The following is a 22,024-nucleotide window of genomic DNA, read 5'->3' as shown; positions in this document are numbered from 1 at the left end:
AATGTCAGTGGGTCGCGCGATGATGTCGGTATGGGAAACAGCGCAGACCGGGCAACGACGTCGGAAGGTATTGGCGTCTTTGTTGCTGCCCTGGATTCGCTGGACCGTGAGGACGCCTTCCTGGCCGTCGGGGTCGGCGTTGGTGCTGATGTTGACGTGTTGCAGCGGCGGTATGAGCTCCGGCTGGAACGGCTGGAGCTCGTTGCCCGGTTGGAGGCGCAGCTCGCTGCGGTGAAAGCACGAGATGCTGCCCACGCGGTTGGGTTCCAGGAAGCGATGACCCCGCCGGACGCGTCCGTGGATGACCGCACCTACGCGGAAATGTCCGTGGTGGAGGAGATCGCCGGGGTCCTCACCATCAGTTCCGCGGCCGCGGGCGCCCTGGTGGAGCAGTCCCGCCGGATCTGCTCCCTGCCGCCGGTGTTCGAGGCCCTCTCCGCCGGAACCATGTCGTGGCAGCATGCCCGGATCGTCGCCGACGAAACCGAGAGCCTCACCGCTGAGGATGCGGCGTCTTTGGTGGCGCATTTCTTCGACCCTGCCGCGCCCAATGCTGCCCGCGGCGCGGCCCCCGGCGAGCTGGTCCCGTCCCGGTTCCGGGCCAAGGTCCGTGGGTGGCGGGAACGCCATCATCCGGAATCGATCGAGAAGCGCCATGTAAAGGGTGTGGCGGATCGGCGGATGGAATACACCCCGGACAAGGATGGCATGGCCTGGGTCTCCCTCTACCTTCCCGGGGACACCGCGTGCGCGATCTGGAACCGGACCACCGCGACCGCCCGCGGCCTCCAGTGCCCCGGCGAAGAGCGCACGCTCACCCAGCTCCGCCCCGACATCGCCGCATCCCTGCTGCTCGGCGCCGGCAATGCTCTTGGCGGGGAGAGTGGCGCGGGACCCGCAGGAGTCACCGCCATCGGGAAAGTCCCCACGTCGAGGGCCGATGTCCTGGTCACCGTGCCGGTGTTCGCCCTCCTCGGGCTCACCGACGAACCCGCAACCCTGGACGGTCTCGGGCCGATTCCGACGTCCATGGCCCGCAAACTCGTCGCCGGTGGGGCGGAGTCGTTCTACCGGGTCCTGGTCGACCCGCGGGACGGTGCGCCGCTGGAGATCGGCAGGAAGAACTACCGGCTCACCCCGGCCATCAAACGCTGGATCAGGCTGTGCGATGCCCAATGCACGTTCCCCGGGTGCACCAACCGCACTCCCGACAACGAAACAGACCACCTCCAAGCGTGGGAACACGGCGGCACCACCAACGTCAGCAACCTGGCACAGCTCTGCCGTAAGCACCACCGGCTCAAACATCACAGCCAATGGATCCCCGACCCGGCCACCAAGGATGAGCCGCCAGGCTGGACCTCACCCACAGGGCGCCACTACAACCCCGAACAGCAGGACTCAGAACCAGCCCGCTGGCCGCAATGGCTCCCGGCTTCGTTCCGCGGCGCCTCGGAACGCGAAACCTCAATAGGAGCAACCGAGGCGGCGGACGTGTGCGCGCTTGAAGACATCGGCTTTGTTGAGGAGCTTGGTGTCCCCGACGACCCCGGCCCACTGGAAGGTCAGCTTCCTGCCGACCCTTTTCCGGAGTGGAACCTGTTTTTGGACTTCGTAGAGCTGGAAGCGCCCGTTCTCTCGTGCTGAAGCGCGGAGGCGGGCTAGGTGTAATTCCCACTGAGGTTGTGAACGCGGCTGATGGGGGTTTTGCCTCCGATGCCGGTATGGGTTCTGTGGTGATTGTAAGCGTGCAGCCAGCCTGGGTAGGAAGCGGCGCGTTCGGCCTCTGATACGTAGGGCCTGGCGTATGCCCATTCGGTGGCAAGGGTCCGGTTGAAGCGTTCTACCTTGCCGTTGGTCTGTGGCCGGTAAGGGCGGGTCCGCCGGTGCTTGACCTGCGGGCCCAGGGCAGCTGCGAAGGCTTTGGAGCGGTAGCAGGCTCCGTTGTCGGTAAGGACGGCTTTGATGGTGATGCCGTGGGCGGCGAAGAACGCTGCGGCGCGGAGCCAGAAGGCGGCAGCGGTTTCCTTTTTCTCGTTGTCGAGAATCTCTGAATAGGCCAGTCGTGAGTGATCATCAACCGCGTGGTGCAGGTAGGCGTACCCGACGCCGGCGTGGCGGTTTCGCTTCCCTCTGGCCCGTCCAAGGGTGCGGTGCCCGCCGCCGGTCGGTATGCGTCCGAGCTTTTTGATGTCAACGTGGATCAGATCCCCGGGTCTGTCGTGTTCATAACGCTGCGGGGCGGCCTTTCGGACGGGCAGGCCGGTTCCCTGGTCCAGGCAGCCCAGCCGCGGCATCCGGTACCTGCACAGGACCTTGCCAACGGTTGAGCGGGCCATGTGAAGGTGGGCCGCGATCCGATGTGGACCCCATCGCCGATTAAACCGCAGCGCCAGAATCCTCCGCTCGGTGCGCGCTGGAGTCCGGCGGGGACTGCGCCGCGGCCGGGACGATACGTCAGCCATTCCGTCCTCACCCAGGGCCCGGTACCGGTCCACCCATTTCTTGGCCGTCGCCGGCGAGCACTGGAAACGCTCCGCGGCGCGGCGCAACGTCCAGCCCTGCTCGATGACCAAACAGGCGAGTTTTCCCCTGGCCTTGGGTGTGAGGTCGGCGTTGGCATGGGTAACGTAGGACACGAGGGCCTCCTGGGCATCGAGATGAGTGTGGTAACCCAAATCGATACCGGCGGCCCTCGCCCTTTACATCACGCCACGCTGTTCACAACGTCCGTGGGAATTACAGCTAGGGGACGACGCCTGGTGCCGGTGTTCAACATTGCCGGCTCGCTGGGACGCGCCATGTCTGGTATCCGAGACACAACGAAGGGCAATGGATAGCAAACGGCGCCACCCAGGGCGCAAGCTTAAGTACGGGATACCGGACACAGCTATCGAGAAGGACCGTTCCTGCTTATGAGCACTGCACTAAGCACCGATTCGTCGGGACCCCGCGCCGCGGCCAAGGTGCCTTCAAAGGTTCCTGCAGCGGAAAACACCCTGCGCATCCTCAAGTTGCTGGCTTCCAGGCGCGGACCGATGGCGGCGTCGCAGATTGCCTCCAGCCTGGACCTGCCCCGCTCCAGTGTGTACCACCTGCTGGGGGTCATGGAGGCGAATGGCTTTGTCCTTCACCTCCACGAGGAGCAGCGCTACGGCTTGGGCATCAGCGCCTTCGAACTCAGTTCCGCCTACTCCCGCCAGGAACCGCTGTCCCGGCTGGGCCGACCCCTGCTCGCGAGCCTGGTGGACGCCATCGGCGAAAGCGCGCACCTTGCCGTGCTCCATGGAAGGGACGTGTTGTACATCGTGGAGGAGCGGGCCAAGAACCGCCCCTCCCTGGTGACCGACGTCGGCGTCCGGCTTCCCAGCCATCTCACGGCCAGCGGCAGGGCCATCCTTGCAGCGCTGCCCAAGTCGCAGGTCCGTGCGCTCTACCCGAACACCGCCGCCTTCAGTGCCCGGCATGAGGTGGAGGGCGCCATCATGAAGTACTCGTCGCTCTCCTCGCACCTGGACCGGGTGCGGCAGCGCGGATACGCCACCGAACACGGTGAGGTCACCCCCGGCTTCGGATCCATCGCCGCCGCCGTCACCGACCACACGGGCTGGCCCACCGCCGCTGTCGCGGTCACCTTCCTGGAAGACAAACTGGCCCCGGAGGGATGGCCGGCGCTGGCAGCCCGGGTCCAGAAGGCGGCGGATGAACTTTCGGTCCGGATCCACGGACGCCCCACCAAGTAACGCCGTGAACCGCGATCCGGGCAACAGGCCCGGATCGCGTCTGGCATCCCGGACAGCTCCCCGCCAAAAGCCCTGTGAAGGGCGTTTCCAAAGGGCTTTAGTGGATACAGAACTTCTTTCCTCCAACAGACAACACAAGAAGGAGCCCACCATGGCACCCGCCGATTTCACCACCGGTGCCCGCCCGGTCAAAGCAGCCCGCGGCACCGAGCTCACCGCCAAGTCCTGGCAGACCGAAGCGCCCCTGCGCATGCTGATGAACAACCTGGACCCCGAGGTCGCCGAGCGTCCGGATGACCTGGTGGTCTACGGCGGCACGGGCCGGGCCGTCCGCTCCTGGGCCGCGTTCGACGCCATCACCCGCACGCTGGAATCCATGGACAAGGACGAAACCCTGCTGGTCCAGTCCGGCAAGCCCGTGGGTGTTTTCCGGACCAACGAGTGGGCGCCCCGCGTGCTGCTGGCGAACTCCAACCTGGTGGGCGACTGGGCCACCTGGCCGGAATTCCGCCGGCTCGAGGCCGAGGGCTTGATGATGTACGGCCAGATGACCGCCGGTTCCTGGATCTACATCGGCACCCAGGGCATCCTGCAGGGCACGTTCGAAACCTTCGCCGCGATAGCTCGCAAACTCACCGGCGACGAGAACGGCACCCTCGCCGGCACCCTGACCCTGACCGGCGGCTGTGGCGGCATGGGCGGCGCGCAGCCGCTCGCCGTCACCCTCAACGACGGCGCCTGCCTGATCGTCGACGTCGACGAGACCCGCCTGCGCCGCCGCGCCGGCAAGCGCTACCTGGACGAGGTGGAAACCGACCTCGACGCCGCCATCGCCAAGGTGCTCAAGGCCAAGGAGGAGCGCCGCGGCTGGTCCGTGGGCTACGTGGGCAACGCGGCTGAGGTCTTCCCTGAGATCCTGCGCCGCCACAACGCAGGCGAGCTCACCGTGGACATCGTCACCGACCAGACCTCGGCACATGATCCACTGTCCTACCTTCCCGAGGGCATCACGGTCGAGGAATGGCACCGCGAGGCAGCCGCGGACCCGGAAGGCTTTACCAAGAAGGCCCAGGCCTCCATGGCCCGCCACGTCCAGGCCATGGTCGAATTCCAGGACGCCGGCGCCGAGGTCTTCGACTACGGAAACTCCATCCGCGACGAGGCACGCAAGGGCGGCTACGCCCGGGCCTTCGAGTTCCCCGGCTTCGTCCCCGCCTACATCCGGCCCCTGTTCTGCGAAGGGCTTGGCCCGTTCCGCTGGGTTGCCCTGTCCGGTGACCCGGAAGACATCCGGGTGACGGATGAAGCCATCAAGGAGCTCTTCCCGGAGAACAAGCACCTGCACCGCTGGATTGACGCCGCCCAGGAACGGGTCGAGTTCGAGGGCCTGCCGGCGCGCATCTGCTGGCTCGGCTACGGTGAACGGGCCAAGGCCGGCCTGCTGTTCAACCAGCTGGTCAAGGAGGGCAAGGTCAAGGCGCCCATCGTGATCGGCCGTGACCACCTGGACTCCGGCTCCGTCGCCTCCCCGTACCGCGAGACCGAGGCCATGGCTGACGGCTCGGACGCGATCGCCGACTGGCCGCTGCTGAACGCGCTGCTCAACACCGCGTCCGGCGCCACCTGGGTCTCCCTCCACCACGGCGGCGGCGTCGGCATCGGCCGCTCCATCCACGCCGGCCAGGTCTCGGTCGCCGACGGCACAGACCTCGCAGCCGAAAAGCTCGAGCGCCTCCTCACCAACGACCCCGGCATGGGCGTCATCCGCCACGCCGACGCCGGCTACGACCGCGCCGTCGAAGTCGCCAAGGAACGCGGCGTCCGCATCCCCATGAACGAAGGCAACTAATCATGACCACGATTACCCACGAACCGCTCACTGTCACCCTCGGGTCGGCCGGCGTCACGCCCCAGGATGTTCTCGCCGTCGCGCGCCACGACGCAAAGGTCACCATCGCCCCGGATGCACTCGAAACCGTGGCCAACGTCCGTGCCCACATCGACAGCCTGGCCTCCAGCGACACGCCTGCCTACGGCATCTCCACCGGCTTCGGCGCTTTGGCCAACCGCCACATCCCGGGCGGGCTGCGCACCCAGCTGCAGAAATCGCTGATCCGCAGCCACGCGGCAGGCATGGGCCCGGCAGTTGAACGGGAAGTGGTCCGCGGCATCATGTTCCTGCGCGCCAAGACCCTCGCCTCCGGCCGCACCGGCGTCCGCCCCGTGGTCCTGCAGACCATGGTGGACGTCCTCAACGCCGGCATCACCCCGGTGGTCCGCGAGTTCGGTTCGCTGGGCTGCTCAGGTGACCTGGCGCCGCTGTCGCACTGCGCCCTGGTCCTGATGGGTGAGGGTGAAGCGGCAGGGCCCGACGGCGTCACGTACGGCGGGCGCGGCGAGCGGCCCGTCGCCGAGCTGCTTGCAGAGCACGGCATAGAGCCGGTCACCCTGGCTGAGAAGGAAGGGCTGGCGCTGGTGAACGGCACCGAGGGCATGCTGGGGATGCTCCTCATGGCCATCGCGGACCTGCGCCAGCTGCTGGCGACGGCGGACATCACCGCCGCGCTGAGCGTGGAGGCACTGCTGGGCACCGACCAGGTGTTCCTGCCCGAGCTGCACGCCGCGCTGCGGCCGCACCCGGGCCAGGCGGCCAGTGCGGACAACATGCTGCGTGTGCTCTCGGATTCGCCCATTGTGGCCTCCCACAAAGTGGGGGATTCAAGGGTCCAGGACGCCTACTCCCTGCGCTGCGCCCCCCAGGTGGCCGGCGCCGTCCGCGACACCGTGGACCATGCCGAGCTGGTGGCCACCCGGGAACTGGCGGCAGCCATCGACAACCCGGTGGTGCTCCCGGACGGCCGCGTCAGCTCCAACGGCAACTTCCACGGCGCACCCGTGGCATACGTCCTGGACTACCTGGCCATCGCCGTCGCGGACCTCAGCTCCATGGCCGAACGCCGCACCGACCGGATGCTGGATCCTGCCCGCTCGCACGGCTTGCCGGCGTTCCTGGCAGCGGATCCCGGCGTGGACTCGGGCCTGATGATCGCCCAGTACACCCAGGCCGGGCTGGTCTCGGACAACAAGCGGCTGGCCGTTCCGGCATCCGTGGACTCCATTCCGAGCTCGGCCATGCAGGAGGACCACGTGTCCATGGGCTGGCACGCGGCGCGGAAGCTGCGCAAGGCCGTGGAGAACCTCCGGCGCGTCCTGGCCATCGAACTGGTGACCTCGGCCCGGGCCCTGGACATCCGCACCCAGCTCTCGGGCGGCGTGCTGACCCCAGGGCCGGCCGGAACCGCCGTGGTGGCAGCGCTCCGCGAGGTGGTGGAGGGGCCGGGCACGGACCGTTTCCTGTCCCCGGAACTGGAGGCGGCTGACCGGCTGGTCGCCTCAGGTGACGTTCGTGCGGCGGCCGAATCCGCCGTCGGACCGCTTGCCTGAAACCGAAGGATCTTCAGGGCCTGCTGCGCCTGCGTCCGCAGTGCGGAATATCCGGCGCCACGGCACGCCTTGGCTCCGGGAGTGTAGTAGAACTGAAGATGTAGTGAAAGTCACATCAACGAGGCTGTGGCGGCAGAACGATACAAAGGGGTAGAAGTTCAAATGAAAGCACGTGGGGCAGTCCTGTCGAGGCGCAATGCCCATTCCGCCGCGGTTTCCAACTGGAGGGCCCTCCAGGCCGGGGACCGTGTCGAGATCATCAAGCATGCGCATGTGGTGGCTGCGGGGGAGGTGGAAGAGGTGTCGCAGAGCGGCAACGTCCTCTGGCTGGTGCCGGCGGGCCCGTCAGGTCCGGCGGAGAAGCAGCTTTTCCTGAAATCCGACGGCGTGCAGGTCCGCCGCGGCTGACGGTCCGGCCGGGAAGAACCCAAGCAACAAAAAATCCCCGCACTCCCAATGGGAGGGCGGGGATTTTTGTGGTCTTGGTCAGGCGGCGATGGACTCGTAGGTTTCGCCGAAGGGGACCGATTCGTCCAGGGCCACCGTGTAGCGTCCCGGGTGCAGCCTGGTGACCAGGATTCCGCAGGCAGCCTCCTTGGCTGCAACTTCGATCAGTTCTGCCACCGACTCTTCCAGTCCGGCGTGGACCTCGCCGGCAGTGGAAAACTCCAGGCTGATGGACCGGGGGGCAGGTCCTTCGGCGGTCTGGGCGGCGGGAACGCGCTCCAAGAGGGCTGTAGTCATGTACCGAACTTTCTGTGTTTCGTGCCGGTGTGGCTTCACCATTCTACCGACTGAGGACGCTATATGTCAGATGACTGCTCTTTGGCCGGCCGCTGAAACGGTCACAAAGGGTTCCGTTCCGGACGCGGGTCCTTATCGAGGACCATGGAAGTGGGTGTCCGGAGGGCCCGGAAATCCCATCGACACAGCTGAGGAGAAAACGGTATGAAGATCATGCGCCTGGGCGAAAGCGGCCACGAGCAGCCCGCCGTGCTGGTCACCTCCCCGGGAGGCCCTGACCGGTACTTCAGCCTGCTGCCCCTCACTGCCGACGTGGACGGCGCCTTCCTTGCTGACGGCGGCCTGGAAAAGGCCCGGAAGGCGCTCGAAGCAGGGGAGCTGCCCGTTCTGGACGGCGCTGCTGCGCTGCGGGTTGGTTCCCCCGTGGCCCGGCCCGGCTCAGTGGTTGGCATCGGGATGAACTACGCCGCCCACGCCGCGGAATCGGGAGCGGAGCCGCCCACCATTCCCGTGGTCTTCCTCAAGCCGAGCAACACCGTCACGGGCCCGTTCGACCCGGCCCCGCTTCCGCCCCGCTCCACGCAATACGACTGGGAGGTGGAGCTGGGGATCGTGATCGGCAAGGAGGCAAGCTACCTTGGCTCGCCGGACGAAGCTGCCGGCTGCGTAGCCGGCTACGTCACTGCCAATGACTTTTCCGAAAGGGAGTACCAGCTGCCCGGCGCTGCCGGCCAGTGGACCAAAGGCAAATCGCTGCCCGGATCCACGCCCCTGGGTCCGTGGCTGGTGCCGGCGGACCAGATCGACGGCGGCAACCTGAGGCTGCGCAGTTGGGTGAACGGTGAGCCGCGGCAGGACTCAACGTCGGCGGAGCTCATTTTCGATGTGCCCACCCTGATCCACCACTGCAGCCAGTACATGCGGCTCGAACCGGGCGACGTGATCCTCACCGGAACTCCGCAGGGGGTGGCCTTAAGCGGCCGTTTCCCCTATCTCCAGCCCGGCGACGTGGTGGAGGTAGAGGTGGAGGGCCTGGGCCGCCAGCGCCAGGAGCTGTTCCGGACGCGGGCGGCCTTCACGGCTTAGTCCGCCTTTACGGCCAGGACAGGGCAGTCCGCTTCCAGCAGGATGCGCTGGGACGTGCTGCCCATGATCAGCTTGCCTACCGGGGTGCGGCGGCGCAGGCCGATCACAATCAGGTCGGCGTTGTGTTCCTCGGCGGCATCCAGCACCTCAGCTGCGGCGTCGTGGCCGCGGACCGGACGTTTGACCAGGTACTGGATCCCCTGGCTGGCCAGCCGCTGCTCGATGTCCTGGATGTCCCGGTCCTGGGCGAAGCGGGTGTCCACCGTGGTCTCGCCCTTGGAGGAGTTGATCAGCACCAGGGTGCTGTTGCTCTTCCGGGCTTCGGTGATGGCCTGGATCAGGGCAGCTTCGCCCTCGGGGGTCGGGACGTATCCCACAACGACCGTCATGGTGTCTCCTTGCTTCTGCTCGATGTGCGTGGATGGCTTTGGTGCGGCTGCTTAGTCACTGTAATCCGCTGCACCCGAGTTGGCTGGGAGCAGCGGCCTGCGCTCCGGACGGTTGCGGCGGTACACCTTGTAGGCAAAGGGCCAGAGCAGGATGAGGCCAATAATGACATAGATGCCGACGGCGATCGGCTCACCCATGAGCCCTGCCGGGTCGCCTGCGCTCAGCTGCAGGGTCTTGCGGAGCTGCCCTTCGATCCGCGGGCCCAGGATCACGCCCAGGATCAGCGGCAGCACAGGAAGCCCGAAGCGCCGCATCATGAAGCCGAGTGCGCCCAGGACCAGCAGGATCACCAGGTCGAACGCCTGCAGGTTGACCGAGTAGGCGCCCAGCGTGGCGAAGAACAGGATGCCCGCGTACAGGTACGGGCGTGGCAGCTGCAGCAGCTTGGCCCACAGCGGTGCCAGCGGCAGGTTGATGATCAGGAGCAGCAGGTTGCCGATGAACAGGCTGGCGATCAAGGCCCACACCAGGGGCCCCTGGCTTTCGAAGAGCTGTGGACCCGGCTGGATCCCGTAGCTGGTGAAGGCGGCCAGCATCACGGCTGCGGTGGCATTGGTGGGCAGTCCCAGCGCCAGCATGGGGGTCAGCGTACCGGCGGCCGCAGCGTTGTTGGCTGCTTCCGGACCGGCCACGCCTTCAATGGCACCCTTGCCGAACTCTTCCGGGTGCTTGCTGAGGCGCTTTTCCGTCACGTAGGACAGGAACGTGGGGATCTCTGCGCCACCGGCCGGCAGGGCACCGAACGGGAAGCCGAAGGCGGTACCCCGCAGCCACGGCTTCCAGGACCGCTTCCAGTCGGACTTGCCCATCCAGGGCTGGCCCACCGGGATGGCGTGCAGGGGAGTGCGGCGCAGGTGTGCCGCCACCCAGAGGGCCTCGCCCACGGCGAAGATGGCCACGGCCACCACCACGATGTCCAGGCCGTCCGCAAGGAGCGGCTGGCCGAACGTCAGGCGGCGCTGGCCGGTGACGGAATCCATCCCTACCAGGCCGATGGCCAGGCCGAGGCCCAGGGAGGCGAATCCACGCAGCCGGGACGACCCGAGCACGGCGGTGACGGCCAGGAGGGCCAGGACCATGATGGCGAAGTAGCTGGGGGCGCCCAGGCTGACGGCGAACTTCACCACGACCGGTGCGCAGACGGCCAGCAGGGCCGTGCCAATGGTGCCCGCGACGAACGAGCCGATTGCCGCCGTCGCCAGTGCCTGCGCCGCCCGGCCCGCCTTGGCCATCTTGTTGCCTTCGATGGCCGTGACCACCGACGACGATTCACCAGGGGTGTTGAGCAGGATCGAGGTGGTGGAGCCGCCGTACATGCCGCCGTAGTAGATGCCGGCGAACATGATGAAGGCGCTGGTGGGTTCCAGGGCGTAGGTGACGGGGAGCAGAAGGGCCACGGTCATGGCCGGGCCCAGGCCCGGGAGGACGCCGACGGCGGTACCCAGGATGACGCCGATGACGGCGTACAGGAAGTTCATGGGGGTGAGGGCGGTGGCGAAACCGTCCATCAGGGAGGACCAGACGTCCATTTAGAGGATTCCTTCCAGGAGGCCGGCCGGCAGCGCGATGCCCAGGCCGAGGTAGAAGCCGTAGAAGGTCAACAGGGACAGGGCAACGGAGATCAACCCGTCCCGGACAAAGTGGCGGCTGCCCAAGGCAAGGACGCTGCCCCAGAACAGGACCGTTCCGGAGACCACCCACCCGGCCCAGTCGATGAGCAGGATGTTGAGGATGAAGGCTCCGGCCAGCGGCAGGACGGTCTTCCAGTCGGCGGGGTGCGCCAGGTCAACGTCCTCGCCGCCCTCGGCCTCACCCTTGCCGCCGCGCAGGACATTGATGGCCAGCAGGACGGCGCAGACCACCAGCATCCCGGCCACGATGAACGGGACGGTTTTGGGCCCAACCGGATCAGACTTCGAATACGGGGTTGCCAGGCCGTTGGCGTCAAGGAAGACCAGGACGCCGGCCGCCCCGAGCAGGAGTGCGACCCCCAGCTCGGAGCGGCCTTTAAGGCCTGTGGTCAGCGACGTCACGCCAACCCAAGCTTGGTCAGGACATCCGCTACCCGCTTGTCCTGCTCGCTGAGGAAGGTTTTGAACTGGTCGCCGGTGATGAAGGCGTCGGTCCAGCTGTGGGTCTTCAGCGCTTCCTTCCAGCCCGCAGTGCCGTGCATCTTCTCCAGGGCTGCGATCAGTGCCGCCTTGTCCTTGTCACTGATTCCCGGAGGGGCCACCACGCCGCGCCAGTTGGTGAACACCAGGTCGATGTTGGATTCCTTGAGCGTGGGTGCGTCCACGCCGTCAAGGCGCTTCTCGCCACTGGTGGCCAGGACACGGACCTCGCCGGATTCGATCTGCTTCAGGTACTCGCCGGCGCCGGAGGCGGCGAAGCCGAGCTTGTTGCCAAGGATCGCGGGGAGAAGGTCGCCGCCGCCGTCGTAGGAGACGAAGTTGACCTTCGTGGCGTCGATGCCCACGGCGCCCGCCAGCTGCATGGGCAGCAGGTGGTCCGGACCGCCGGGGGAGGAGCCGCCGCCTACAGCGATGGAACCGGGATCGGCCTTCCAGGCCTTCACCAGGTCATCGATGGTCTTGTAGGGCGAATCCTTGCCCACCATGATGGCGCCGGGCTCTTCGATGAGCCGGGCCAGCGGGGTGGTGTCCGTCAGCTTGGACTCTGACTTGTTGGTGTAGCTGGCACCCACAACGCCCAGGCCCATGAGCATGGCAAGGTCGCCGTTGCCCTTCTCGTTGACAATGCGGGCAAGGCCAACGGTGCCGCCGGCACCGGCGAGGTTGAAGACCTCGGTGTTGGTGGAGATCTTCTCGTCGTCGAGGACCTTGGCGGCGGCGCGGGCGGTGGTGTCGTAACCGCCGCCGGGGGTGTTGGGGACCATGATCTGCAGGCCGGTGATGGGTGCCGCGGCGGCGCCGGAGCTTTCCGGGCCCGTGGAGCCCTTGCTGGTGGCACCGCAACCGGTGGCCATCAGGGCGATGCCGGCAGCAACGGCGGCAACTCGCAATGCGCGGATCTGGCGCATGTGTTCCTCTTCTCTCGAACAAATCTGGCCGGCATCGGCTGACTCGTGGTTCCGATGCCTTGTGGTTCCGATGCTAGGGGCGGCAGTGACGCCGATCACTCTTGTGTACGCAGAGAAAGTTGTGTTCATTGCGTTCACGTTTCCGGCATCCCACAGCCGCCCTGCCGCTGGCTTTGGGATATAGTTCCCGGTACACCACCCCAGGCCCTGCGCCCATATCCTGTGTGCGCTGCGGCCTGCCACTGGCGCCGGGCCTCCGGTTCCCCTGCCCGCACATACCAGGAAGACCATTGTGACTCGACGACGAGGAATGTCCCTTGCGGGGCAGTACCTGCTGCTGCAGTTGCTCATCGTCCTGGCCGTGCTGGTGGGCGTCGTGGCCATCTCCCTGGCGCAGTCCGCGGCGGCCTTTGAACGGATTGAGGGCCGGCGCGCCCTGTCCGCAGCGGAAGCCTTGGGCGGCAACCCCGTGGTGCGTGAGCTCCTGCCGGAGACGGAACCGCGCGGAGGGGCAGTACTGCCGGCGGTGGCGGAGTCCGTCAGGATCGTTTCCGGCTCATCCCGGGTGGCGCTGGCACGCATCGACCGCACGGTGGTGGCGTCCTCGGATCCCAGCCTGCTGGGCCTGCCGCTGGAGCTTGGTGCCAGCAGGGTCATGGAGGGCCGTGCCTGGACGGGAGTGGTGGGCGGGACCCCTGCGCCGTTGCTGTCCGCGCACGTCCCCGTCCTGGATGACACTGGGCGCATGATCGGGATTGCCTCCATCAGCCGCAACTATCCAACGGTGCTCGAACGCCTGGGCGACGCCGTGCCCAACCTCCTGACCTACCTGGGCGTGGCGAGTGTCCTGGGCATCGCCGGGTCCTTTTTGCTGTCGCGCCGGGTAAAGCGGCAAACCCTTGGCATGGAGCCCAGTGAGATCACCAGCCTGGTGGAAAACCGCGAGGCCATGCTGCACGGCCTCAAGGAGGGCGTCGTGGCGCTGGACCTGCATGAGCGGATCACCGTGGCCAACCACAGCGCGCGTGCCCTGCTGGGCCTCCCGCCTGACTGCGTGGGCAAGCGCGTGGCGGCGCTCGCCGTCGAACCCGCCCTCAAGGAAGTCCTCACCCGCGAGCAGCCCGGGCCCGACCAGTTGGTGCTGGTGGGGGACCGGCTGGTGGTGATGAACCGGGTACCGTTCCAGTCCCGCGGCCGGGTGATCGGCTCGGTGACAACCCTGCGCGACCGGACCGAGCTCTCCGAACTGGAGCATGAGCTTGGCACCACCCGCACCGCCACGGACACCCTCCGCGCCCAGGCGCACGAGTTCGCCAACCAGCTCCACGTCATCTCCGGCCTGATCCAGATCGGCGAGTACGATTCCGTGGTCCAGTTCGTCAACGGCGCCACCGTGGACCGGACCCGGCTCAACGACGAAGTGTCGGCCCGCATCAAGGACCCCGCGCTCGCCGCCCTGCTGATCGCGAAGTCGAGCCTCGCCACCGAACGGGGCGCGGCCCTGCAGCTGGACCCGGACTCCGTGCTGGACAGCGTCGATGACGGGCTGTCCCGGGACCTCACCACCGTGGTGGGGAACCTGGTGGACAATGCGTTCGACGCCGTCACCGGGCTTCCGCAGGCGGCCGTCAAGGTGCTGGTGGAGGGCAACGGGGCGGGAGACGTGGTGGTGACTGTCCGCGATAACGGTCCCGGTGTCCCCGGGGGTGCCACTGACCGGATCTTCCGCCAGGGCTTCACCACGAAGGATCCCGGCCCGGCCGGCAGCCGCGGCTTCGGATTGGCGTTGTCGCGGGCAGTGTGCCGCCGCAGCGGCGGGAACCTGACGGTGGCGAACGATAATGGTGCAGTCTTTACCGCTGTGCTGAAACGAGGGAGTAGCCGGCCGTGATCAAGGTTTTGATCGTCGATGACGATTTCATGGTTGCCAAGGTGCATGCCGGCTTCATCCAGCGCACGCCCGGCTTCACCGTGGTGGGGGCCGCCCATACCGGGGCGCAGGCCGTCGCGGAAACCGGGCGGCTCCAGCCGGACCTGGTGCTGCTGGACATCCACCTGCCGGACATCAACGGCCTGGACCTGATGCAACGCCTCCGCGCTGTCGCTCCGGAGCTGGACGTGCTGGTCATCAGTGCCGCGCGCGAGGTTGAGACCGTCCGTAAAGCGCTGCGCGGCGGCATTGTCCATTACCTGATCAAACCCTTTTCGCAAACGGACCTGCAGGAGCGGCTGGAGCACTACCGGAATGCGTACCAGGGCCTGGATGCGTCCAAGGACGTGGCCGAACAGTCGGATGTGAATCGGGTGTTCGGCCTGGACCGCGCCGAACGGCCGCTGCCAAAGGGTTGCAGCATAGAGACGCTGAAGCTGGTGGAGGCAGCGTTGAACGCCGCCACCGGCGACGTGTCGGCGGCGGAAGTGGCCGAGGAACTTGGAACCTCCCGTGTCAGCGCCCGCCGCTACCTTGAGTACCTGCACGATGAAGGAACGCTGGACGTGCGGCTCAAATACGGGGTGGGACGGCCCGAACGGCGGTACGTCCTGAAGGCCTGACGGGACCCCGCCGGAACGCCGCCGGGGGACCAGCCCTCAGCGCAGCAGCGTGTCAATCAGCCGGGCGGCGGTCCTGGCCGTCCGGCCGTCAATGTCGAACGCGGGATTCAGCTCCGCCACGTCCAGGTGCAGCAGCTTCCCGCTCCGGGCCACCTGCCGGCAGACGGCCGAAATGACGGGTAGCTCGACACCGTAGGCTGCCGGCGCACTGACCCCGGGTGCCACCGCGGCGGGCAGCACGTCAAGGTCGATGGTCAGGTACAGCACGTCAATGTCGGCCAGGAAGGCCGCCACGAAGTCCCGGGTCCGGTCCGCGTCGCAGTCCTCATCCAGCAGGTACCGGACCCCCAGCTTGTCCGCGGTGTCGAACAGGACCCGGGTGTTGTTCGGCTCCGAGATGCCGGCGACGGCGTAGCGGAATTCGCGTCCGGCGTCCGCTTCCGCGCGGGCCATCTGCAGGAACGGCGTGCCGGAGCTGGCCACCGGCTCCTCGCGGAGATCGAAGTGCGCATCCAGGTTCAGGACCCCGAGGCGCTGCCCGCTGTGGACCGCGGCTGATGCGCTGAGGCCGAGGTAGCTGGCATAGGCGGTTTCGTGTCCGCCGCCCAGCACCACGGTTTGGTGGCCGGCATCCAGCAGTTCCGCCAGAACCTGGCCAAGCCGTTCCTGGCCCGCCTCGAGGTCTTCCCCGGACACCACCACATCGCCTGCGTCGGCCACGGTACGGTCCAGGTGGAAGGCCAGCGGACCCAGTGCTTTCCGCAGCGCCGCCGGCGCCGCCGCCGCGCCGGGCCTGCCCTTGTTGCGGCGCACCCCCTCATCGCTGGAAAAGCCCAGCAGGGCCACCGGCTGCCGGCTGGATGATGCCACCAACGGTTCTTCATCCTGTCCCGCTGCAGCCCCGCCGGCCGCCGACGGACTCTCGTGGTTCACCGCCTGCCACCAGCGGCGGTGGGCCGGCCCATCGCCGTCGAACCTGCCGGTCCAGGGCTGGGGCGGGACGTCGACGGAGGGAAGCTGGAAGGACATGCTCCAAGCTCACCGCACGCCGGGCGCGAAAGCCAGCACGCCCGCCGTCGTCCTGTCCGGAATCCGAGAATCAGGAGGCGCCGGACATCCGTGGAACGTCCCGCCGTGGGTACGGGGGATAGGGTGGGACCGGGCCGCTCCGCAGGCGCAGGCAATGGCTGCGGGCCGGCAACGAAACACTTCCAGGCTGGAGAGCCCATGTTTGAAGCCCCCGACATCCTTTTTGCCGCGGCCGGCGTGGCCGTCTTCGTCGCGGCGGTCCTGCCCAAGCTGCTGCGCAACATGCCGCTGTCCATGCCCATGGTCTTCCTGGGCGCCGGGATGGCAGCCTTCGCGCTGATCCCCTCGCTGCCAAGTCCCAACCCGGTGGAGCACAGCGACTTTGTCATGCACCTTGCCGAGGTGTGCGTGATCATCTCGCTAATGGGCGCCGGGCTTGCCCTGGACCGCCCCGTTGGACGCCGGCGGTGGTCCACAACGTGGCGCCTCCTGGGTATTGCCATGCCGCTGTGCATCCTCGGGCTGACCCTGCTGGGGATGTGGCTCCTGGGCCTGGGGCTCGGCGCGGCCCTGCTGGTGGCCGCCAGCCTGGCCCCCACGGACCCTGTCCTGGCATCCGAGGTCCAGGTGGGAGAACCTGCCGACCAGGACGACCACACCGACAAAGAGGACGAGGTCCGGTTCGGCTTGACGTCGGAGGCCGGACTCAATGACGGGCTGGCGTTTCCGTTCGTCTACCTTGCCATTGCCATCAGCGTTGCCGGAGCGGACCCCGCAGGCTGGTTCGGCGAATGGTTCGGACTGGACGTGGTGTGGCGGCTGGCTGTCGGGCTGGTGGTGGGGTTCCTCACCGGAAAGCTGCTCGCCAGGCTGTTCTTCTCCGCCCGCGCGGAGAGCTTCAGGCTGTCCAACCACTCGGAGGGCTTTGTGGCCCTGGCCGCGACGTTCCTGGCCTACGGGCTGACGCAGATGGTGGAGGGCTACGGGTTCATTGCGGTGTTTGTGTGTGCCGTGACCATCCGCGCCGCAGAACGCACCAACGGCTACCACCGGGTGCTGCACTCCTACGTGGAACAGCTGGAGCGGCTCCTGACGGTGGTGATCCTGGTCCTGCTCGGCGGTGCCATCGCCCGGGGGCTGCTGGCAGGGATCGGGCTGCCGGAACTGCTGGTGGCCCTTGCCTTCCTGCTGGTGGTCCGGCCGCTGGCAGGCTGGCTGGGCCTGCTGGGAGGCAAGACCGGTCCGCGGGAACGCGTGGCACTGTCATTCTTCGGCATCCGCGGAATCGGCTCCCTGTACTACCTGGCCTTCGCGTTGGGGGAAGGACACTTCATCGGCCAGGGACGCTGGCTCTGGTCCTTTGTCGGGCTGGTGGTGGCCCTGTCCATCGTGATCCACGGAGCCACCACCTCGCCCCTGATGAACCGGCTGGACCGGCTGCGGCAGCGGAAGGCGCTGGCCGTGTCCGGCGACGAGGGGCTCGCCCCCAACACCCCGGTGTAGGCGCACCGCCAGGGAAACCCGGGCAAAGCAAAAGGGCTGGTGCGGCGGACGCCGCACCAGCCCTTTCCCGGGACAGGGGTTACTTCATCCCCAGGGCCGCCTCGATGGGGCCGATGGCGAAGAACAGCGCGAACGCTGCGGCCACGGCCCACATCAGCGGATGGATGTCCTTGATCCTGCCTTGGACGGTGCGGATCAGGACGTAGGCAATGAAACCTGCGCCCAGGCCGTTGGCGATGGAGTAGGTGAAGGGCATCAGGGTGAAGGTGAGGAACGCGGGGATGGCGATGCCCCAGTCCTGCCAGTCGATCTTGCCCACCTGGGAGACCATCATGAAGCCCACCACCACCAGTGCGGGGGCCACGGCCTCGAACGGGACCAGGTTGATCAGCGGAGTGAAGAACATGGCCACCAGGAACAGCAGGCCGGTGACGATGGACGCCACGCCCGTGCGGGCGCCCTCGCCGATGCCGGCGCCGGCTTCCACGTAGATCTGGTTGGAGGAGACGGAGGCGCCGCCGCCGATGATGGCGCCGAGGGCGTCCACTTGGAGCACGCGGTCGACGTCGGGAATGTTGCCGTTCTCGTCCACCGTGCCGGCTTCGTTGGCCAGGCCCACCATGGTGCCCATGGCGTCGAAGAAGATGCTGAGCAGGATGACGAAGGCCAGCAGGGTGGCTGCCACGAAGCCAAGGTGCTCGAAGGCGCCGAACGGGTTGGCCTTGCCGATCAGCGACAGGTCCGGGGCAGCCCAGCCGGAAAATGCCGGGGCAACCAGGGACCAGCCCTGCGGGTTGAAGTTCTTGCCGTCGAAGCTGGGGCCGATGTGCAGGGTCATCTCAAGGATGACGGACAGCACGGTGGAGGTGATGATGCCGATCAGGATGGCGCCCTTGACCTTGCGCACCACCAGGGCGATGGTCAGGATCAGGCCGAACACGAACACGGCGGTAGGCCAGCCCAGGAGTTTGCCTTCGAAGCCCAGGCCCACTGGGACGGTGGTTCCCGCAACGTCCGGGATGCGCCGCACAAACCCGGCGTTGACCAGGCCGATCAGGGCGATGAACAGGCCGATGCCCACCACGATGGCCGTTTTGAGTCCGTCCGGAACGGCTTTGAAAACGGCGGTGCGGAAGCCGGTCAGGACCAGGATCAGCATGGTCACGCCGGACAGGACCACCAGGCCCATCATGTCCGGCCAGGTGAGGCCGGGGTTGGTGGCCACGGTGACAGCCACGAAGGCGTTGACGCCAAGGCCGGTGGCCAGGGCGAAGGGATGCCGTCCCCAGGCCCCCATGAGGATGGTGAGGACGCCGGCCACCAGTGCGGTTACGGCGGCGACGGCGGTGAAGCCCAGGGTGGTGCCGTTGGAGTCCGCGCCGGACAGGATGAGGGGGTTCAGCACCACGATGTAGCTCATGGCGAAGAACGTGGCGAACCCGCCGCGGATCTCGCGGGAAAGGTTGGAGCCGCGCTCGGTGACCCTGAAATACCGGTCCAGGGCAGAGCCTTGCTTAAGCATTAGTCCTCCGGGGAAGTGTGTGGGGATACCTGCATCCTAAGGGAGCGGCGGGGAGGGGGCAGGCAATTTCGCCTAGTCTGTAAGGAAGCCAACACGAGGAGCAGCCCCACCATGCGCCAAGTCCCCCGCCAGTTGCTGAGCATGGTGCTCGGTGTGTTTATCTTGGCAGCCGCTGCACTGGGCCTGGCCGCCCCGGCCTCCGCCCATGATGCCGCTGAATCCACCAGCCCGGCGCAGGGGGCGGCACTGGCTGCTCCGCCCGCCGAGGTTTCGGTGACGTTCAGCAGCAAGCCGCTGGGCATCGGGTCGTCCTTCTCCGTCAAGGATGCCGGCGGAACCGAATGGTCTGACGGCTCCGTGCAGATCGTGGACAACGTGGCCACCCAAAAGCTGCGCCCGGGCGGCCCGGCGGGAACGTACACGGTGGCGTGGCGCGTGGTCAGCTCGGACTCACACCCCATCGAGGGAACCTTCACTTTTTCTGCGGCGTCCGGCGCCGCACCGCCAGGCGCGTCCACCGGTGGAAGTTCGACGGCGGCCGGTACGGTCCCCGGCATGGGCACCGCACAGCCGGGAACCACGGAAGAGCAGTCGGAGCCTGCGGCCGCGGGCGAGCCGTTCCAGTGGAGCATCGTGATTTTTGCGGTGGTAGCCGTCGGCCTGCTGGTAGCGCTCGGCGTCATGGCCAGGCGCAGGCTCACCGGTGACGGAGACGCCGAGTAGGACGGGAGCAGTCCCACCCGCTCCGGGCCGTTGGTTCCTGCCGCGCACCCGGCCGGCGGACCCTCAGCAGGTGAGTACCGCAAAGCCGCCGGCGGCCGGCAGGGCACCCCGGGAGGGCTGCCCGCCGGCCGCCAGTCCGCTGTCGGGGTTGACCTTGGCGGAGATGGCCTGGCCCACGGTTTTAGCCTGGCGCAGCACTTCCTTGGGTGATGGCGTGATGAGTTCGCCCACCCCCACCAGGTAGATGCCAATGGCCCGCATGGCGGCTGCCACGTTGCGGCCCACGGCAATGCCGAAATCGCTGAGCATGCGCCGCAACTGGCTGTGTGCGCAGCGGGTGAGCACAATATGGTCAGCCACCAGGATGCCCGTGGGGGTGTGTACCTGCCACTGGGGCGCCACCTGGTCCGGAGTTTCCAGCATGGTCAGCTGGACCGCCCGCGTGGTGTTCCGGACATCCACACTGTGGCTCGCGGCGTAGTTGCGCAGGTGGCGCAGGATCTCGTTGCGTTCCCGGAGGGTATCGCTGTCCGCTGCGTCGCACCGTTGCAGTGAAGTAGTGTTCGCAGGCTGCGCCTGGCCCAGGATGTCGAGGCCGTCCACCACGATGGAGTCCACCCCATGGCGGCGCAGTTCGGCGGCCACGGCCAGCCCGGACAGGCCAGTGCCAATGACGACAGTGGTGGTCTGTTCGGTCCCGGCGTTCCCAGGCGTGCTTGACACTACAGTTTCCCTCCTTTGGAGCTTCGGCAGGTGCCGGCGTCCTCGCCGGCGCGCGTTCCGTTACCCCCAAGTACGGCCGCAGCGCATGGTCCGGGACCGTCCTGGCAGGAAAATGCGGTTGGCGTCCCGGACCAACAATGTCCTGAAGACTACAGACAAAACGCGGCCGTGGATAGCCCAGTGGAGAAAACATTTCCGCCCTGCGAAGGCGCTTTCCGGAAGCCATCCGAAACCCTGTGGATAACTTCGCCCACATGCCCCTGAACAGGCTTGCTAAGCACTGGGGGACGGAGAATAGTGGGGAGCAGGAGCGGTCCTGTTCCTGCCCGCGCCGGTGTTGTGCCGGGTGCGCAGGAAGCGGCCCGTTTTCTGGCAGAATAGCCGCAACATCAGGCGTATCGCGAGGAGGCGGCCCCCATGGGCTCACGAGAGTTGCATCCGGACCCGGCCCGGGACGGTGGCGGTACACCTTCCGCCCCGCGGGGCATCGTGGTCGGCGTCGACGGATCGGACCATGGCCAGTGCGCCCTGGTGTGGGCCGCTCGCGAAGCCCAGCGCCGCCGGCGCCCCCTCCATATCGTCACCGCCTACTCCGTACCGATCTTCGCCGCATCCGGCCTGGACGGGGGTTACGCCACCGTGGACGACTCCGTGATCCGCGAGGGTGCCGAGGCGATTCTCCGGCAGGCACTGGAAAAGGTTGCCGCGTACGACGTCGATGTCACTTCCTCGGTGGAGAACGGCGACGCCGCAGGCGTCCTGCTGGAGATCTCCGAAACCGCTGAACTCCTGGTGGTGGGAACCCGCGGCCGCGGCGGCTTCGTAGGGCGGCTCCTTGGTTCCGTCAGCAGTGCCCTGCCCGCCCACGCGAAGTGCCCTACCGTGACGGTCCCCTTGTTCTGCTCGGACCGGCTTGGGGAGTCCACGGAGGACCGCCGCGTCAAGGCTGAACAGGCCAAGTCCGGCCACCGCACGGTTGAGAATGTGGTGGTGGTTGGTGTGGACGGCTCCGAGCAGGCCCGCGTCGCCGTCCTTGAAGCAGCCGACCAGGCCGAGCGGCTCGGGGCCTCCCTCCGCGTGGTCTGCGCCGTTCCCCAGTACAGCGGCTCGCTGGCCTGGGTTCCCGCGCCCATGGACCGCAAAGCCCTCTTCGACGATATCCGCGTCACCCTGGAAGCCGGCATGGCGTGGCTCCGCAGCCACTACCCCAGGCTGCAGGCAGAGTACGAATTGAAGGACGGCTCGCCGGTGGACGTGCTCGTTGAGGAAAGCCGGCACGTTGAGCTGGTGGTGGTGGGTACCCGCGGCCACGGCGGCTTCACCGGAATGCTGCTGGGCTCGACGTCGGACGGCGTGCTCCACCATGCGAAGGGCCCAGTCATGGCTGTCCCGGACCGGGAGGACCCGCGCCTGGCGGACCGTGGACGGTTCGGCCCCATCCTGGGCGACGCCGCGTAGACGGCG

Annotated in this window: 20 protein-coding genes; 11 read left to right on the top strand and 9 right to left on the bottom strand. The window is 67.4% G+C overall.

Annotated features, from left to right (window positions below; all coding sequences use genetic code 11):
- The first annotated feature begins 30 nt into the window (after window positions 1-30).
- Window positions 31-1,647 (top strand): HNH endonuclease signature motif containing protein, encoded by a 1,617-nt coding sequence (locus NIBR502771_RS02730; RefSeq protein ID WP_246839789.1) that lies wholly within the window; start codon window positions 31-33, stop codon window positions 1,645-1,647.
- A gap of 14 nt (window positions 1,648-1,661) precedes the next feature.
- On the opposite strand, the gene NIBR502771_RS02725 is transcribed toward NIBR502771_RS02730, so the two are convergent.
- Window positions 1,662-2,639: an IS481 family transposase gene (locus tag NIBR502771_RS02725; protein ID WP_141158363.1), complete on the bottom strand. Its 978-nt coding sequence runs from the start codon at window positions 2,637-2,639 to the stop codon at window positions 1,662-1,664.
- Window positions 2,640-2,915: 276 nt separating this feature from the next.
- Here NIBR502771_RS02725 and NIBR502771_RS02720 point away from each other — a divergent pair, with 276 nt between their 5' ends.
- The 4 genes from NIBR502771_RS02720 (at window position 2,916) to NIBR502771_RS02705 (ending at window position 7,595) form a co-directional block, all read left to right on the top strand.
- Complete coding sequence (locus NIBR502771_RS02720; RefSeq protein WP_141158362.1) at window positions 2,916-3,743, top strand: IclR family transcriptional regulator; 828 nt, start codon at window positions 2,916-2,918, stop codon at window positions 3,741-3,743.
- Between the two features lie 151 nt (window positions 3,744-3,894).
- Window positions 3,895-5,592, top strand: a complete 1,698-nt coding sequence (locus NIBR502771_RS02715; RefSeq protein ID WP_141158361.1) for a urocanate hydratase — start codon at window positions 3,895-3,897, stop codon at window positions 5,590-5,592.
- A 2-nt stretch (window positions 5,593-5,594) separates the two neighbouring features.
- Window positions 5,595-7,187, top strand: a complete 1,593-nt coding sequence (gene hutH / locus NIBR502771_RS02710) for a histidine ammonia-lyase (protein ID WP_141158360.1) — start codon at window positions 5,595-5,597, stop codon at window positions 7,185-7,187.
- Window positions 7,188-7,349: 162 nt separating this feature from the next.
- A complete protein-coding gene (locus NIBR502771_RS02705; RefSeq protein WP_141158359.1) occupies window positions 7,350-7,595 on the top strand; it encodes a hypothetical protein in 246 nt (81 codons plus the stop codon).
- A gap of 78 nt (window positions 7,596-7,673) precedes the next feature.
- Here the strand turns inward: NIBR502771_RS02705 and NIBR502771_RS02700 are convergent, their stop codons facing one another.
- Window positions 7,674-7,931 carry a hypothetical protein gene (locus NIBR502771_RS02700; RefSeq protein WP_141158358.1) on the bottom strand — a complete coding sequence of 86 codons (258 nt, stop codon included), beginning with the start codon at window positions 7,929-7,931 and terminating at the stop codon, window positions 7,674-7,676.
- A 204-nt stretch (window positions 7,932-8,135) separates the two neighbouring features.
- Between NIBR502771_RS02700 and NIBR502771_RS02695 the strand changes: the two genes are divergently transcribed.
- Window positions 8,136-9,017: a fumarylacetoacetate hydrolase family protein gene (locus NIBR502771_RS02695; protein WP_141158357.1), complete on the top strand. Its 882-nt coding sequence runs from the start codon at window positions 8,136-8,138 to the stop codon at window positions 9,015-9,017.
- On the opposite strand, the gene NIBR502771_RS02690 is transcribed toward NIBR502771_RS02695, so the two are convergent.
- From NIBR502771_RS02690 to NIBR502771_RS02675, 4 genes are read right to left on the bottom strand one after another with little or no spacing between them, the layout of a single operon-like run.
- Entirely contained in the window at window positions 9,014-9,406 is a 393-nt protein-coding gene (locus tag NIBR502771_RS02690) for a universal stress protein (RefSeq protein WP_141158356.1), read from the bottom strand. The genes NIBR502771_RS02695 and NIBR502771_RS02690 overlap by 4 nt on opposite strands.
- A gap of 51 nt (window positions 9,407-9,457) precedes the next feature.
- Window positions 9,458-10,996 carry a tripartite tricarboxylate transporter permease gene (locus NIBR502771_RS02685; RefSeq protein ID WP_141158355.1) on the bottom strand — a complete coding sequence of 513 codons (1,539 nt, stop codon included), beginning with the start codon at window positions 10,994-10,996 and terminating at the stop codon, window positions 9,458-9,460.
- The gene (locus NIBR502771_RS02680; RefSeq protein WP_141158354.1) at window positions 10,997-11,500 is read right to left on the bottom strand and encodes a tripartite tricarboxylate transporter TctB family protein; all 504 of its coding nucleotides are present in this window, start codon (window positions 11,498-11,500) and stop codon (window positions 10,997-10,999) included.
- On the bottom strand, window positions 11,497-12,507 hold the full coding sequence (locus NIBR502771_RS02675; protein ID WP_141158353.1) for a tripartite tricarboxylate transporter substrate binding protein: 1,011 nt from the start codon (window positions 12,505-12,507) through the stop codon (window positions 11,497-11,499). Before NIBR502771_RS02675 ends, NIBR502771_RS02680 begins: the two co-directional genes overlap by 4 nt.
- Before the next feature lie 310 nt (window positions 12,508-12,817).
- Here NIBR502771_RS02675 and NIBR502771_RS02670 point away from each other — a divergent pair, with 310 nt between their 5' ends.
- Window positions 12,818-14,398, top strand: coding sequence for a sensor histidine kinase (locus NIBR502771_RS02670; protein WP_141161381.1), 1,581 nt, complete (start codon window positions 12,818-12,820; stop codon window positions 14,396-14,398).
- Window positions 14,395-15,060: a response regulator gene (locus tag NIBR502771_RS02665; RefSeq protein ID WP_141158352.1), complete on the top strand. Its 666-nt coding sequence runs from the start codon at window positions 14,395-14,397 to the stop codon at window positions 15,058-15,060. The genes NIBR502771_RS02670 and NIBR502771_RS02665 overlap by 4 nt, the downstream gene beginning before the upstream one ends.
- Before the next feature lie 36 nt (window positions 15,061-15,096).
- Here NIBR502771_RS02665 and hutG read toward each other — a convergent pair whose 3' ends face one another.
- Window positions 15,097-16,089, bottom strand: a complete 993-nt coding sequence (hutG, locus tag NIBR502771_RS02660; protein WP_141158351.1) for a formimidoylglutamase — start codon at window positions 16,087-16,089, stop codon at window positions 15,097-15,099.
- Between the two features lie 198 nt (window positions 16,090-16,287).
- Here hutG and NIBR502771_RS02655 point away from each other — a divergent pair, with 198 nt between their 5' ends.
- Window positions 16,288-17,592, top strand: coding sequence for a sodium:proton antiporter (locus NIBR502771_RS02655; RefSeq protein ID WP_141158350.1), 1,305 nt, complete (start codon window positions 16,288-16,290; stop codon window positions 17,590-17,592).
- A gap of 79 nt (window positions 17,593-17,671) precedes the next feature.
- Here NIBR502771_RS02655 and NIBR502771_RS02650 read toward each other — a convergent pair whose 3' ends face one another.
- Entirely contained in the window at window positions 17,672-19,114 is a 1,443-nt protein-coding gene (locus NIBR502771_RS02650; protein ID WP_141158349.1) for an NCS2 family permease, read from the bottom strand.
- Window positions 19,115-19,225: 111 nt separating this feature from the next.
- On the opposite strand from NIBR502771_RS02650, the gene NIBR502771_RS02645 reads away from it, so the two are divergent.
- On the top strand, window positions 19,226-19,837 hold the full coding sequence (locus NIBR502771_RS02645; protein ID WP_141158348.1) for a copper resistance CopC family protein: 612 nt from the start codon (window positions 19,226-19,228) through the stop codon (window positions 19,835-19,837).
- 63 nt (window positions 19,838-19,900) lie between these two features.
- On the opposite strand, the gene NIBR502771_RS02640 is transcribed toward NIBR502771_RS02645, so the two are convergent.
- Entirely contained in the window at window positions 19,901-20,560 is a 660-nt protein-coding gene (locus tag NIBR502771_RS02640) for an FAD-dependent monooxygenase (RefSeq protein ID WP_141158347.1), read from the bottom strand.
- Between the two features lie 417 nt (window positions 20,561-20,977).
- Here NIBR502771_RS02640 and NIBR502771_RS02635 point away from each other — a divergent pair, with 417 nt between their 5' ends.
- A complete protein-coding gene (locus tag NIBR502771_RS02635; protein ID WP_141158346.1) occupies window positions 20,978-22,018 on the top strand; it encodes a universal stress protein in 1,041 nt (346 codons plus the stop codon).
- Window positions 22,019-22,024: the final 6 nt, after the last annotated feature.

It is taken from the genome of Pseudarthrobacter sp. NIBRBAC000502771 (assembly GCF_006517215.1).
GTDB lineage: Bacteria > Actinomycetota > Actinomycetes > Actinomycetales > Micrococcaceae > Arthrobacter > Arthrobacter niigatensis.
The sequence above is the reverse complement of the archived record's forward strand: the minus strand, read 5'-3'. Positions and strand labels throughout refer to the sequence as shown.

Excerpts from the sequence above, each read along its gene's own strand:
- NIBR502771_RS02730 (WP_246839789.1), top strand. The coding sequence starts at position 31 with ATGGGAAACAGCGCAGACCGGGCAACGACGTCGGAAGGTATTGGCGTC.
- NIBR502771_RS02720 (WP_141158362.1), top strand. The coding sequence starts at position 2,916 with ATGAGCACTGCACTAAGCACCGATTCGTCGGGACCCCGCGCCGCGGCC.
- NIBR502771_RS02715 (WP_141158361.1), top strand. The coding sequence starts at position 3,895 with ATGGCACCCGCCGATTTCACCACCGGTGCCCGCCCGGTCAAAGCAGCC.
- hutH (WP_141158360.1), top strand. The coding sequence starts at position 5,595 with ATGACCACGATTACCCACGAACCGCTCACTGTCACCCTCGGGTCGGCC.
- NIBR502771_RS02705 (WP_141158359.1), top strand. The coding sequence starts at position 7,350 with ATGAAAGCACGTGGGGCAGTCCTGTCGAGGCGCAATGCCCATTCCGCC.
- NIBR502771_RS02700 (WP_141158358.1), bottom strand. The coding sequence starts at position 7,931 with ATGACTACAGCCCTCTTGGAGCGCGTTCCCGCCGCCCAGACCGCCGAA.
- NIBR502771_RS02695 (WP_141158357.1), top strand. The coding sequence starts at position 8,136 with ATGAAGATCATGCGCCTGGGCGAAAGCGGCCACGAGCAGCCCGCCGTG.
- NIBR502771_RS02690 (WP_141158356.1), bottom strand. The coding sequence starts at position 9,406 with ATGACGGTCGTTGTGGGATACGTCCCGACCCCCGAGGGCGAAGCTGCC.
- NIBR502771_RS02685 (WP_141158355.1), bottom strand. The coding sequence starts at position 10,996 with ATGGACGTCTGGTCCTCCCTGATGGACGGTTTCGCCACCGCCCTCACC.
- NIBR502771_RS02675 (WP_141158353.1), bottom strand. The coding sequence starts at position 12,507 with ATGCGCCAGATCCGCGCATTGCGAGTTGCCGCCGTTGCTGCCGGCATC.
- NIBR502771_RS02670 (WP_141161381.1), top strand. The coding sequence starts at position 12,818 with ATGTCCCTTGCGGGGCAGTACCTGCTGCTGCAGTTGCTCATCGTCCTG.
- hutG (WP_141158351.1), bottom strand. The coding sequence starts at position 16,089 with ATGTCCTTCCAGCTTCCCTCCGTCGACGTCCCGCCCCAGCCCTGGACC.
- NIBR502771_RS02655 (WP_141158350.1), top strand. The coding sequence starts at position 16,288 with ATGTTTGAAGCCCCCGACATCCTTTTTGCCGCGGCCGGCGTGGCCGTC.
- NIBR502771_RS02650 (WP_141158349.1), bottom strand. The coding sequence starts at position 19,114 with ATGCTTAAGCAAGGCTCTGCCCTGGACCGGTATTTCAGGGTCACCGAG.
- NIBR502771_RS02645 (WP_141158348.1), top strand. The coding sequence starts at position 19,226 with ATGCGCCAAGTCCCCCGCCAGTTGCTGAGCATGGTGCTCGGTGTGTTT.
- NIBR502771_RS02635 (WP_141158346.1), top strand. The coding sequence starts at position 20,978 with ATGGGCTCACGAGAGTTGCATCCGGACCCGGCCCGGGACGGTGGCGGT.